This is a genomic window from Pseudomonas sp. KH_046_2 (genome assembly GCF_057838985.1).
In genome coordinates this window covers 280,867-293,700 of record NZ_CM174480.1, presented here as the reverse complement: position 1 = coordinate 293,700, position 12,834 = coordinate 280,867, and the positions used below count along the sequence as shown (strand labels likewise).

Annotated in this window: 13 protein-coding genes; 9 read left to right on the top strand and 4 right to left on the bottom strand. The window is 61.9% G+C overall.

Features of this window, described 5'->3' with window-relative positions; translation table 11 throughout:
• Positions 1 to 14 precede the first annotated feature (14 nt).
• The 4 genes from rfbC to AC3IX1_RS01320 all read left to right on the top strand — a co-directional run bounded on the left by rfbC (position 15) and on the right by AC3IX1_RS01320 (position 4,357).
• Complete coding sequence (gene rfbC, locus AC3IX1_RS01335; RefSeq protein ID WP_489386832.1) at positions 15 to 560, top strand: dTDP-4-dehydrorhamnose 3,5-epimerase; 546 nt, start codon at positions 15 to 17, stop codon at positions 558 to 560.
• Between the two features lie 101 nt (positions 561 to 661).
• On the top strand, positions 662 to 2,470 hold the full coding sequence (locus AC3IX1_RS01330) for a sensor histidine kinase (RefSeq protein ID WP_489386831.1): 1,809 nt from the start codon (positions 662 to 664) through the stop codon (positions 2,468 to 2,470).
• Positions 2,467 to 3,861 (top strand): sigma-54-dependent transcriptional regulator, encoded by a 1,395-nt coding sequence (locus tag AC3IX1_RS01325; RefSeq protein WP_489386830.1) that lies wholly within the window; start codon positions 2,467 to 2,469, stop codon positions 3,859 to 3,861. Before AC3IX1_RS01330 ends, AC3IX1_RS01325 begins: the two co-directional genes overlap by 4 nt.
• A 40-nt stretch (positions 3,862 to 3,901) precedes the next feature.
• The gene (locus AC3IX1_RS01320; protein ID WP_218495330.1) at positions 3,902 to 4,357 is read left to right on the top strand and encodes a YiiD C-terminal domain-containing protein; all 456 of its coding nucleotides are present in this window, start codon (positions 3,902 to 3,904) and stop codon (positions 4,355 to 4,357) included.
• A gap of 41 nt (positions 4,358 to 4,398) precedes the next feature.
• Here the strand turns inward: AC3IX1_RS01320 and cysQ are convergent, their stop codons facing one another.
• On the bottom strand, positions 4,399 to 5,226 hold the full coding sequence (gene cysQ / locus AC3IX1_RS01315; RefSeq protein WP_489386829.1) for a 3'(2'),5'-bisphosphate nucleotidase CysQ: 828 nt from the start codon (positions 5,224 to 5,226) through the stop codon (positions 4,399 to 4,401).
• Positions 5,223 to 5,789 (bottom strand): ADP compounds hydrolase NudE, encoded by a 567-nt coding sequence (gene nudE, locus AC3IX1_RS01310; protein ID WP_108216146.1) that lies wholly within the window; start codon positions 5,787 to 5,789, stop codon positions 5,223 to 5,225. The genes cysQ and nudE overlap by 4 nt, the downstream gene beginning before the upstream one ends.
• A gap of 88 nt (positions 5,790 to 5,877) precedes the next feature.
• Here nudE and yrfG point away from each other — a divergent pair, with 88 nt between their 5' ends.
• Positions 5,878 to 6,540, top strand: a complete 663-nt coding sequence (gene yrfG / locus AC3IX1_RS01305; protein WP_489386828.1) for a GMP/IMP nucleotidase — start codon at positions 5,878 to 5,880, stop codon at positions 6,538 to 6,540.
• 118 nt (positions 6,541 to 6,658) lie between these two features.
• Here yrfG and lysM read toward each other — a convergent pair whose 3' ends face one another.
• A complete protein-coding gene (lysM, locus tag AC3IX1_RS01300; RefSeq protein WP_489386827.1) occupies positions 6,659 to 7,099 on the bottom strand; it encodes a peptidoglycan-binding protein LysM in 441 nt (146 codons plus the stop codon).
• A 128-nt stretch (positions 7,100 to 7,227) separates the two neighbouring features.
• Here lysM and AC3IX1_RS01295 point away from each other — a divergent pair, with 128 nt between their 5' ends.
• The 4 genes from AC3IX1_RS01295 (at position 7,228) to AC3IX1_RS01280 (ending at position 12,243) form a co-directional block, all read left to right on the top strand.
• The gene (locus tag AC3IX1_RS01295; protein ID WP_489386826.1) at positions 7,228 to 8,115 is read left to right on the top strand and encodes a LysR family transcriptional regulator; all 888 of its coding nucleotides are present in this window, start codon (positions 7,228 to 7,230) and stop codon (positions 8,113 to 8,115) included.
• A 92-nt stretch (positions 8,116 to 8,207) separates the two neighbouring features.
• On the top strand, positions 8,208 to 9,047 hold the full coding sequence (gene fdhD, locus AC3IX1_RS01290) for a formate dehydrogenase accessory sulfurtransferase FdhD (protein WP_489386825.1): 840 nt from the start codon (positions 8,208 to 8,210) through the stop codon (positions 9,045 to 9,047).
• Positions 9,044 to 11,392 (top strand): FdhF/YdeP family oxidoreductase, encoded by a 2,349-nt coding sequence (locus tag AC3IX1_RS01285; protein WP_489386824.1) that lies wholly within the window; start codon positions 9,044 to 9,046, stop codon positions 11,390 to 11,392. Before fdhD ends, AC3IX1_RS01285 begins: the two co-directional genes overlap by 4 nt.
• A gap of 359 nt (positions 11,393 to 11,751) precedes the next feature.
• Complete coding sequence (locus AC3IX1_RS01280; protein WP_489386823.1) at positions 11,752 to 12,243, top strand: glycine zipper domain-containing protein; 492 nt, start codon at positions 11,752 to 11,754, stop codon at positions 12,241 to 12,243.
• A gap of 66 nt (positions 12,244 to 12,309) precedes the next feature.
• On the opposite strand, the gene AC3IX1_RS01275 is transcribed toward AC3IX1_RS01280, so the two are convergent.
• Positions 12,310 to 12,732 carry an acyl-CoA thioesterase gene (locus AC3IX1_RS01275; protein ID WP_258683113.1) on the bottom strand — a complete coding sequence of 141 codons (423 nt, stop codon included), beginning with the start codon at positions 12,730 to 12,732 and terminating at the stop codon, positions 12,310 to 12,312.
• Between the last annotated feature and the right edge of the window lie 102 nt (positions 12,733 to 12,834).

Genomic DNA, 12,834 nt, shown 5'->3' with positions numbered 1-12,834 from the left:
GCTGGAGAGCCGCCATGAATGTAGTGACCACCGACCTGCCCGGTGTTCTGATCCTCGAACCCAAGGTCTTTGGCGACGAACGTGGTTTCTTCTACGAGAGTTTCAACGCCCGGGCCTTCAAAGAGGCCACCGGACTGGACACTGAGTTCGTTCAAGACAATCACTCCCGTTCGCAGAAGGGCGTGCTGCGCGGCCTGCATTACCAACTGGAAAATACTCAGGGAAAACTGGTTCGCGTCACGGTCGGTGAAGTGCTGGACGTAGCCGTAGACATCCGTCGCAGCTCACCGCACTTCGGCAAATGGGTCGCTGTGCGACTGTCTTCCGACAACCATCGTCAGCTCTGGGTCCCGGAAGGCTTTGCCCACGGTTTCGTGGTGCTGAGCGATTTCGCCGAGTTCCTCTACAAAACCACCGATTATTACACCCCGTCGGCCGAGCGCAGCATTCGCTGGGACGACCCGGACCTGGCTATCGATTGGCAACTGGAAGGCACGCCGCAGCTGTCGGCAAAGGACCAGGCCGCTGCATTCCTCAAGGATGCCGAAGTCTTCGCCTGATAACCCGGCGCCAGCTTCAAAAACGCACCTGGCCCACAGTGCGCAGACTGCGCCCGCAAGCCTAGGCATAATGCGCCTGTACCCACAGGCGCATGCTGCTCATGAAACCGACTCTCCCTCCCAGACCCCGTTGGCGCAGCCTGGCCCTGCTGGCACTGTGCCTGGCGCCGTTGCTGTGGCCGCTGGAGCATCTCGCCGAGCGTTACTACCGTAGCGAGCTGGCCAGTCAGAATCGTCAGACGCTCGACCTCTACGTCGCCAACCTGCTGGGTACCCTGCATCGCTATGAAGTGTTGCCGCAGATCCTCGGCGACCTGCCGGCCTTGCGTGCCGTGCTCGGCGCGCCGGACGATGGCGTCACCCAAGGCAATGCCAACCGTCTGCTGAAAAACATCGCCACCCAGACCGGTGCCGAAGTCATGTACCTGATGGACGCCACCGGCAAGACCCTGGCCGCCTCCAACTGGGACAAACACGACAGTTTTGTCGGGCGCAACTTTTCCTTCCGACCGTATTTCAGCGAAGCCATGGCCGGGCGGCTCGGGCGTTTTTTCGGACTGGGCACGACCTCCGCCAAGCGCGGTTACTTCTTCGCCGCCGGCGTGCGCGCCGGCGAGAAAATCGTCGGTGTGCTGGTGGTCAAGGTCGACCTCGACCACACCGAAAGCCTGTGGGGCAAAACCCCGGAACAACTGCTGCTGACCGACCACAACGGCGTGGTCATTCTCACCTCGCGACCGGAGTGGCGATTCCGCTCGACCCGCCCGTTGAGCGAGGACGAAAGTAAAGCCATCACGGCGATCCAGCCCTATCCAACCCGCGATCCAAAACCGCTTAAGCTCAATCCCAATGCCTGGCTGACCCAAACCCGGCAGATCGCCGAAACCGGCTGGGACGTCAGCATCCTCGCCCCGCGAACCTTGATCGACCGTCCGGTGCGCACGGTGGTGGCCATCGGTGGTGCAACGTTGCTGGTGTTGATGCTGCTGCTCGGCCTGATGATGCAGCGCCGTCGCCATTACCTCGAGCGCATTGCTTTCGAAGCCAAGGCCCGTCGCGAGCTGGAAGGCCGGGTCGCCGAACGTACCAGCGATCTCGAGGGCCTGAACCGGCGTCTGAAACAGGAAGTGCTGGAACGCGAACAGGCTCAGCAGGAGCTGGTACGCGCCCAGGATGATCTGGTGCAGGCCGGCAAATTGTCGGCACTGGGCACCATGTCGGCGAGCATCAGCCACGAACTCAATCAGCCGCTGGCAGCGATTCGCAGCTACGCGGAAAACGCCGAAGTATTGCTCGATCACCAGCGCACCGACGATGCCCGCGGCAACCTCAAGCTGATCAGCGAATTGACCGGCCGCATGGCCTCGATCATCGCCCACTTGCGCGCCTTTGCCCGGCGCGACCGGCATGCTCCGGAAAGCGTCGCCCTGCAACCGGCGCTGGACGATGCCTTGGCCTTGCTGGCCAAGCGTCGACGCAGCATGGAAGTCGAGCTGATCCGCGACTTGCCCGCCGCCACCCTGTGGGTCGAGGCCGGGGAAACCCGCCTGCGACAGGTACTCGGCAATCTGCTGGCCAACGCCCTGGATGCCCTGACGGAAAAAGGCCCGCCACGTAAACTCTGGTTGAGTGCCCAATCCACGGCCGATGGCGTCAACCTGTACATTCGCGACAACGGCCCCGGCTTTTGCATGGAAGCCCTTGGCCGTGCCAGCGAGCCGTTCTACACCACAAAGACCCGAACCCAGGGCCTCGGTCTGGGGCTGGCGATTTGCGAAACCCTGATGCGCGCCTTCGGCGGTGAACTGTCGTTCGCCAACCACAAGGAGGGCGGCGCCCTGATTACCCTGAAGCTGCGCGCAGGCGCACCGGGCGTGAGCCTGCAACCGTCCGAGGACCGAAGTGCATGACCATCGACAACCGCATTCAGGTCGTGTTGATCGACGACGATCCCCACTTGCGCCAGGCCTTGAGCCAGACGCTGGATCTGGCCGGCCTGAAAATCCTGCCGCTGGCCGAAGCCAAGGGCCTGGCCGCGCAACTTGAACGTGACTGGTCAGGGGTGGTGGTCAGCGACATCCGCATGCCCGGCATGGACGGTCTCGAACTGTTGACCGAACTGCACACCCAGGACCCTGAGCTACCGGTGCTGTTGATCACCGGCCACGGCGATGTGCCGCTGGCGGTGCAGGCGATGCGTGCCGGGGCCTATGACTTTCTGGAAAAACCCTTCGCCAGCGACGCCCTGCTCGACAGCGTGCGCCGTGCATTGGCCCTGCGCCGGCTGGTGCTGGACAACCGCAGCCTGCGGTTGGCCTTGAGCGACCGCAATGAGCTGAGCACGCGCCTGGTCGGCCACTCACCTTCGATGCTGCGCCTGCGCGAGCAGATCGGTGCACTGGCGGCGACCAGGGCCGACGTGCTGATCCTCGGCGAAACCGGCGCTGGCAAAGAAGTCGTGGCCCGGGCGCTGCACGATTTATCGAGTCGTCGCAACGGTCCGTTCGTCGCCATCAACGCCGGTGCCCTGGCCGAATCCGTGGTCGAAAGCGAGCTGTTCGGCCACGAACCCGGTGCCTTCACCGGTGCGCAGAAACGCCGCATCGGCAAGTTCGAATTCGCCAATGGCGGCACGCTGTTCCTCGATGAAATCGAAAGCATGAGCCTGGACGTGCAGGTCAAATTGCTGCGCTTGCTGCAAGAGCGGGTGGTCGAACGCCTGGGCGGCAATCAACTGATCCCGCTGGACATCCGCATCATCGCCGCCACCAAGGAAGACCTGCGCCAGGCGGCGGATCAAGGGCGTTTCCGCGCCGACCTGTATTACCGCCTGAACGTCGCGCCGCTGCGGATTCCGCCGCTGCGCGAACGGGGCGAAGATGCGTTGATGCTGTTCCAGCATTTTGCCGATGAAGCCAGTGCCCGCCACGGCTTGCCGCCCCATGAACTGCAACCGGGGCAGCGTGCCTTGCTGCTGCGCCACTCCTGGCCCGGCAACGTGCGCGAGCTGCAAAATGCCGCCGAGCGTTTTGCCCTCGGGCTGGAACTGGAACTTGACCACAGCACGCCGGATGGCGGCGCTGGCAACAAGGTCGACGTCGTCAGCGGCGGTTTGAGCGAGCAAGTGGAGAACTTCGAAAAAACACTTATTGCCGCCGAACTGGCACGCTCGCACAGCTCCGTGCGCAGCGTCGCCGAAGCCCTCGGCATTCCGCGCAAGACCCTGCACGACAAACTGCGCAAGCACGGTCTGAGTTTCGCCGACAGTGGTGCCTCGGCCCACCCTGACGATCTCGACTGAGCTACCGTCCAATCATCCACTTCAAGCCAGAGGCCCCTGAATGAGCCGCGACAGTCGACAACTGGAATCCATTCTCCATCACGACATTCCCCTCACCCGGGACATGGGCCTCAAAGTGCTCGATTGGCATGACCAGCAACTGCGCCTGCACTTGCCGCTGGAAGCCAACGTCAACCACAAGAGCACCATGTTCGGCGGCAGCCTGTATTGCGGCGCGGTCCTGGCCGGTTGGGGTTGGTTGCATTTGCGCCTCAAGGAAGAAGGCATTACCGACGGGCACATCGTGATTCAGGAGGGGCAGATCAGCTATCCGCTGCCGGTGACGGGGGATGCCAACGCCATTTGCCAGGCGCCGGATCCGGTGATCTGGAAGAAATTCCTGACCACCTTCCAGCGATACAGCCGAGCGAGGTTGACGCTGCATACACGGGTCGTCAATGAAGGCCGTGATGAGGATGCGGTGAGGTTTGTCGGGCAGTACGTGTTGCACCGCTGAACCGACTGACACAGCCCCCTCGCCACAAAGTCAGGGCTACCTCAGGACCGGGCCAGTTCCAACAGCTTCTCCCGCCAGGCTGCCTTCGCCGGCAACGCCAGGAAGAACGCATTCAACAGCGACTCCCGCGCCGGATAGCTGAACGGCTCACCGCTCAACTCCAGCACTTCACCACCCGCGCCTTCCAGCACACCTTGCGCTGCCGCCGTGTCCCACTGCGAAGTCGGTGCCAGGCGCGGATAGCAATCCGCCGCCCCTTCGGCCAGCAGGCAAAACTTCAGCGAACTGCCGATATTGGCCAGTTGCAGCTCGCCAAGGCTGGCGCTCAACCCGGCCAGCAAACGCTCTTGCTCCGGGCTCGAATGACGACGGCTGGCCACCACGGTGAACGACTCGCCGGGCGCTAACGCATCACGCACCTTGATCGCCACGGGCGTGCCACCTTTATCACCTCGCCAGGCACCGAGGCTGGCGCCACCGACATAGAAACGCCCGTTGGTCGGCATCGACACCACACCGAACACCACCTGACCGTTTTCGATCAGGGCGATGTTGACGGTGAACTCTTCACTGCCACTGATGAATTCCTTGGTGCCATCCAGCGGATCGACCAGCCACCAGCGCTGCCATCCGGCACGCACGTCCTGAGGAATGTTGGCGTCTTCCTCGGAGAGCACCGGGATGCTCGGATCGAGCGCCGTCAGCCCGGCCAGAATCACCTGGTGAGCGGCCAGGTCGGCAGCGGTCACCGGCGAATCATCAGCCTTTGCCGTGACGGCGGTGCCTGTGCGCCAGAACGGCAGGATCGCCTCGCCGGCCTGCAAAGCCAGTTCAATGACCGGTGCCATCAACGGATGTGGGAAATTCATGGTTGGAACGCTCCGCGCTGGGTCAATAGGTCTCGGGCCAGGTACAGCGCCGCCAAGGCACGGCCTTCGGTAAATTGCGGGTTTTGCGCCAGGGCCGAGAGCTCACGCAGATTGATCTTGTCCACCCGCATCGGCTCTGGCTCGTCGCCTTCCAGACGCTCTTCGTAGAGGTCGGTAGCCAGCACCACTTGAATTTTCTGGCTCATGTAACCGGGGGACAGCGACAGTTCGGTCAGGTGCTCCAGTTGCCGCGCGCCGAAACCGGCCTCTTCCTTGAGTTCACGCTCGGCCGCCGCCAGCACGTCTTCGCCCGGTTCGATCAAGCCCTTGGGCAACGACATTTCATATTCATCCGTGCCGCCGCAATACTCCTCGACCAGCACCGCATGCTCGGCATCGAGCATCGCCACGATCATCACCGCGCCGTACCCGGCCCCCTTGCCGACCAGGCGTTCATAGGTGCGCTCCACGCCGTTGGAAAAGCGCAGCTTCAGCTCCTCCACGCAGAACAATCGACTGGTGGCGACAATTTCGCGGGCGAGTATGGTGGGTTTCTGGCGCATGCAAAGCTCCTTGGCGTGAACGCGCTACTATAACGCGGCTTTCCCGATTGTTTACGCCAGAAATCTTTCTACTGCCCGAGACGTTGCCATGCCTTCATTACCCTGGTCCGACATCGATACCGTTCTGCTGGACATGGACGGTACGCTGCTGGACCTGCATTTCGACAACCACTTCTGGATGGAGCACCTGCCCCAGCGTTACGCCGAACTGCACGGGGTCAGCCGGGCCATGGCCGAGATGGAATTGCAGCCGTTGTTCGAGCGCAATGCCGGCCAGTTGCAGTGGTACTGCCTGGACTTCTGGAGCGCCGAACTGAAACTGTCGGTGCGCGACCTGAAACTGGAAACCGCGCACCTGATCGCCCTGCGCCCGGATGCCGACACCTTTCTGGCGGCGATCAAACTGGCCGGCAAGCGCGTGGTGCTGATCACCAATGCCCATCGGGATGCGCTGTCGTTGAAGCTGGAAAAAATCGAACTGGCGCCCTACTTCGAGCGCTTGATCAGCTCCCATGACTACGGCTTCCCCAAGGAAAGCCCGCAATTCTGGGATGCGCTGCAGGCCGATATCGATTTCGACCCGGCGCGCAGCCTGTTCATCGACGACACCTTGCCGATCCTGCGCAGTGCGCGGGACTTTGGCGTGGCGCATTTGCTGGCCGTGCGTGAGCCGGACAGCCGCAAAGGGCCGAAGGATACGGCGGAGTTTGCGGCGGTCGGGGATTATCGGGATTTGATTGCAGGACTTTGAACCTGGCGCGGTCAATGTGGCGAGGGAGCTTGCTCCCGCTCGGCTGCGCAGCAGTCGTGAGAATTTGGGGCCGCTACGCGGCCCAACGGGAGCAAGCTCCCTCGCCACAGGTTTTGTATTACTCAGGAATCCGCAACGACTGCCCCGGATAGATCTTGTCCGGGTGCAACAGCATTGGTTTGTTGGCCTCGAAGATTTTGTTGTACTTGTTGGCATCGCCGTACACGCGCTTGGAAATCGCGCTGAGGGTGTCGCCCTTTACGACGGTGACAAACACCGCGGCAGCAACGACCGGCCCGGTCACGGTGATCTGATCATCCACACTGCCAACCCCGGCGATGTTGCCCACCGCCAGCAGGATCTTTTCCTTCTCTTCCTGGCTCGCCACTTCACCGGTCACCGTGACCTTGTCGCCATCGACCGTCGCCTGCACATTCGGGTTGCCCAGGCCGACCTTGCTGATGTGCTCCTTCAACTGCTCACTGGCGTTGGCGTTGCCTGGCGTCAGCAAATCCAGCAGTTTCTCGCCTGCTTCCTTCACAAAGCTCAAAAGACTCATGATGCACTCTCCTTGGGTTTCGGATTCCAGACGCCAAAGCGTAGACCACGCTCGTCACTTGCGAATCCAACCCGACCAATGACCCCGCTTGCGATAGAATCCGCAGCTTCCCAACCCCAGGAGCGCAGATGGACATCAAGCAGCTGAAATTCCTCATCGCGCTCGACGAAACCCGCCATTTCGGCCAGGCCGCCGCGCGCTGCCACATCACTCAGCCGACCCTGTCCATGCGCCTGCGCAGCCTCGAAGAAGAACTCGACCTGCCGCTGGTCAATCGCGGCCAGCGCTTCGAAGGCTTCACCGCGCCGGGCGAGCGGGTGCTGGCCTGGGCGCGCACCGTACTGGCGGCTTACGACGGCCTGTACGCCGAAGCGGCCGCCTGCCGCGGCAATCTGGTCGGTACGTTGCGCCTGGGCGTAGTACCGTTGTCTAGCTTCGATCCGCTGCCACTGATGCAACGCTTGCACGCCGAACACCCGAATCTGCGCTTCGAACTCTCGGCCCTGAGTTCGGAGCAGATCCTCGAGCAACTGGCGAACAATCGCCTGGACCTCGGTGTTTCCTATCTGGAACGCCTCGACACCGAACATTTCGACTCCCTGGCCTTCAGCGAAACCCGCATGGGTCTGCTCTACGATCAACGCTTCTTCACCTTTGGCGAGGCGCCGCTGAGCTGGGAATCCTTGATCGAACTGCCGCTGGGCATGCTCACCAGCGGCATGCACTTTCGCCAGTCCATCGACCACAACTTCCACAGCCGTGGCCTTACCCCGCAGCCATTGTTGCAGACCGATGCCGTGCATCAACTGTTACAAGCCGTGCACGGCGGCTTGTGTTGCGCCGTGATGCCATTGGACGGCGGCCTCGAAGGCCTGACCGAGCATTTGCGCCTGCAGCCGATTGAAAACGCCAAGACCCTCGGCCGCCTGGGGCTGATCATGCGTCGCAGTGCACCGCGCTCGGCGCTGGCAGAGGCGTGCTTCGCGATTTATCAGCAATCGCTGACGCGCGCTTGATCGACGGCATCTATCGATAGATCAGTACTAACGATTAGACGTGACAAGTTGTCACGCCTAGTCTTAAAGCTGATCAAACCGTCGGTGATGCCATGAACACCAAGCGCCCAGCCTGCGCGGCGCCTGCCCTCGAAACACCCGCGCCCGCCGCCAGCCAGACATACAGTTACAGCAACCTTGAAGACACGGAATCGACCAGCACCGCGCTGGCCGAGGAAGTCGCGTTGGCGATTGCCTACAACGGCATCAACCAGGCTGTCATGTTGGTGACACCGACCGATCTCGAAGACTTCATCGTCGGCTTCAGCCTGGGCAGCGGCATCATTCAGGACGCCACGGACATCTACGACCTGCAACTCAGCGGCTCGGGATCGGCGCAATACGCGCAAGTGACCATTGCCAACCGCGCGTTCTGGAACCTCAAGCAGCAGCGTCGGCAACTGGCCGGCACCAGCGGTTGCGGGTTGTGCGGCGTGGAAGCGGTCGAGCAGGCGTTGCCGGACCTTCAGGTATTGCCCGGCGCCCCGTTACCACCGGTCGAATGGCTTGATGGCCTGCGCGAGCGCATCGGCGCCTTCCAGCCCTTGGGCCAGCATTGCGGTGCGGTGCATGCGGCAGTGTTCATGAATGACAAGGGCGAGTTGCTGCTCGGCCGCGAAGACATCGGCCGCCACAACGCCCTCGACAAACTGATCGGCGGATTGATCCGCCAGAAGATCCCGACCGCTGGCGGGCTGGCGATTGTCACCAGCCGCTGCAGCCTCGAATTGATCCAGAAAGTCTTGCGCGCCGGCATCCAGACCCTGGTCAGCCTGTCGTCGCCCACGGGCCTTGCCGTGCAATGGGCCCGTCGCCACAACCTCAACCTCATCCATCTGCCACAGAAGAATGCGCCGCGGGTCTATAGCCCAACGTTGGAGAATCAAGCGTGAGTCAACACCGTCAAGCCGACCAGAAACCCGTCCCTCGCTTCAAGCCCTACAAAGGCCCGGCCGGTGGCTGGGGGGCACTGATCAGCGTGGCCCAGGCCTGGTTGACCAGCGACAACGCGCTGAAGAACCTGCGCATCATGCTCAAGACTAACCAGAACGGTGGCTTCGACTGCCCGGGTTGCGCTTGGGGCGATTCTCCGGAAAAGGGCATGGTGATGTTCTGCGAGAACGGTGCCAAGGCGGTGAACTGGGAAGCGACCAAACGCCGTGTCGATGCCAAGTTCTTCGCCAAGCACAGCGTCACTTCGCTGCTGGAGCAAAGCGACTATTGGCTCGAATACCAGGGCCGCCTGACCGAGCCGATGAGCTACGACGCCGAGACCGATCGCTACAAGCCGATCAGCTGGGACGACGCATTCGCCCTGATCGCCAAACACCTGAACGGCCTGTCGAGCCCGGATCAGGCCGAGTTCTACACCTCGGGCCGGGCCAGCAACGAAGCGGCGTACCTCTATCAGCTGTTCGTACGCGCCTACGGCACCAACAACTTCCCTGACTGCTCGAACATGTGCCACGAGGCCAGCGGTGTCGCGTTGTCGCAAAGCGTCGGGGTCGGCAAAGGCACCGTGACCTTCGACGACTTCGAACACGCCGATGCGATTTTCGTCTGGGGCCAGAACCCCGGCACCAACCACCCACGGATGCTCGAACCATTGCGTGAAGCGGTGAAGCGCGGCGCGCAAGTGGTGTGCATCAACCCGCTCAAGGAGCGTGGCCTGGAGCGCTTCCAACATCCGCAGCACGCGATCGAAATGCTCACCAATGGCGACAAACCGACCAACACCGCGTTCTTCCGCCCGGCCCTGGGTGGCGACATGGCGATCATGCGCGGCATGGCGAAATTCCTCCTGCTGTGGGAGCGAGACGCGCAGAAAACCGGTGCCCCGGCGGTGTTCGACCACGACTTCCTCAACGAGCACAGCGTCAACGTGCTGGATTACCTGGCCGTCATCGACGACACCCCGTGGGAGCAGATCGTCGAGCAATCCGGCCTGAGCCTGGTGGAAATCGAGCAAGCGGCGCGCATGTACGCCAAGGGCAAGAACGTCATCATGTGCTGGGCGATGGGCATCACCCAGCATCGTCATTCGGTGGCGACCATCCAGGAAATCGCCAACCTGATGATGCTGCGCGGCAACATCGGCCGGCCGGGTGCCGGCCTGTGCCCGGTGCGTGGCCACAGCAACGTGCAGGGCGACCGGACCATGGGCATCAACGAACGCCCTCCTGTCGCGTTCCTCGAGGCCCTGGAGCGGCGCTTCCAGTTCAAGGTGCCACGCGACAACGGCCACAACGTGGTCGAGGCGATTCACGCCATGGCTCAAGGACAGGCGAAAGTCTTCATCGGCCTCGGCGGCAACTTCGCCCAGGCCACGCCGGACAGCCCACGCACGTTCCAGGCCCTGCGAAACTGCGACCTGACCGTGCAGATCAGCACCAAGCTCAACCGCAGCCATTTGACCCACGGCAAGGACGCGCTGATCCTGCCGTGCCTCGGCCGCACCGACATCGATATCCAGACCCAAGGCCCGCAAGCGATCACCGTCGAAGACTCGTTCAGCATGGTTCACGCCTCCAATGGCCAGCTGCAGCCGCTGTCGAACCAGATGCGCTCGGAACCGGCGATCCTGGCCGGCATCGCTGCCGCTACCCTGGGCAGCCACCCGGTGGACTGGAACTGGCTGGTGGCCGACTACAGCCGCATCCGCGACCTGATCGCCGAGACCATTCCCGGCTTCAAGGACTTCAACGAGAAGATCAAGAACCCGGGCGGCTTCTACCTGGGCAACAGTGCCGGCGCACGCAAGTGGAACACCGCCTCGGGCCGGGCCAATTTCCGCTCGAACGCGCTGCCCAAAGACCTGGTGCACGAACGCACCCGCGCCACCGGTGTGCTGCCGGACCTGATCATGCAATCAATGCGTTCCCACGATCAGTACAACACCACCATCTATGGCCTCAACGACCGTTATCGCGGCGTGAAGGGTCAGCGGGACGTGTTGTTCGTCAACGAGGCCGACATCATTCGCCTGGGCTTCAAGCCGGGGCAAAAGGCGGACATTGTTTCCCTCTGGGACGATGGCGTGGAACGTCGGGTAAAAGGCTTCACGCTGCTGGCGTTTGATATCCCGGCCGGGCAAGCGGCGGCCTACTATCCGGAAGTGAACCCGTTGGTGCCGCTGGAAAGCACCGGCGATGGCAGCCATACGCCGACGTCGAAGTTCGTGGCGATCCGGTTGGAAGCGGCGAGTGAGACCGGGTTGATCATGGCGAAGTCGGCGTAACGCGTCGTTTGATCTGGCCACTTCGCGAGCAGGCTCGCTCCCACATTTGATCTTCAGTGGGCATAGCATTTGTCTTCGACCTCGATCCACTGTGGAAGCGAGCCTGCTCGCGAAGGCGTCGGCCGATTCACCCTATGAACGGCTCCGTTCGAATACTTTCCTTTCGCCCACAAAAAAGGCCGCTTTCTTATGAAAACGGCCTTTGCGAATAAGTAAAAGACCTGCAAAAAAACGTTAAGTTCCGCCCAAAAAACAGCAACTTGCAATATTGTATACAAGTCGTGTTATTCGTCGGATTTCGATTGTCACGCCCATTCCAGAGCCTCAGGATCGCGCCGTCATCCCCTTGAGGTTCCTCCATGAAGTTCTCCTCGATTCTCTTGTTGTCCCTTGGCCTGGTCAGCGGTATCGCGTCTGCTGGCGGCACCACCGAAGCCGGTGTAGGCGGCGCATTGGGCGGGGTTTTAGGCTCGGTCGTCGGTCAGTCGTTAGGCGGCAGTACAGGTTCCACCATCGGCGCGGCCCTGGGTGGCGCGGGTGGTAGCGCCGTCGGCGCAAACAAACACAGCCGTGGCGAAGCAGCCATTGGCGGTGCGTTGGGTGCAGCGGGCGGTAACGTGGTCGGCCGCAGCGTGGGCGGCACCACCGGCAGCCTGATCGGCGCTGCAGCAGGCGGCGGCGCCGGTGGCGCGCTGGGTAACTACATGGGCAAAGAATACGATAATGATGACGACGATGATCGTCGTTACTATCGCGGCCATGGTGATCGTCGTTACTACCGTGACGGCCATCCGGGCCGTGGCCATGCCTATGGCCATCGCAAGAAGCACCACAAGTACTACCGCGACTAAGGCCTCGAGCACCTCGCTGGTAAGTACAACAAAAATCGCAGCCCAAGGGCTGCGATTTTTTTTGCCTTACTGAACCACCAGACGCTCCAGCGCCCCGCGCAACCCTGCTGGAATCGCCACGGGCTGATTCGACGCACGATCGACAAACACATGCACGAAGCGCCCCGCCGCGCAGGCCTCGTCTTCTCCTTGCTTGAATACTGCCAGTTCGTATTGCACCGAGCTGTTGCCCAACTTGCCCACCCGCAGACCGATCTCGATGCGGTCCGGGAAGGCAATGGAAGCAAAGTAATCACAGGAGGAACTCACCACGAACCCCACCACCTCACCATCATGGATATCCAGGCCGCCGATTTCGATCAGGTAAGTGTTCACCGCCGTATCGAAGAAGCTGTAGTAGGTCACGTTGTTGACGTGACCGTAGGCGTCGTTGTCGTGCCAGCGGGTGGTGATGGGTTGGAAGTGCGGATAGTCGGTGCGTTGGGGCATCAGCGTTGATTCCTGAATGGGTTCGCCAGTCTAAGGCGAAAACCGCGTTGTATTCATCGCGAGCAGGCTCGCTCCCACATTTGAACGTCGTCGAACACACTA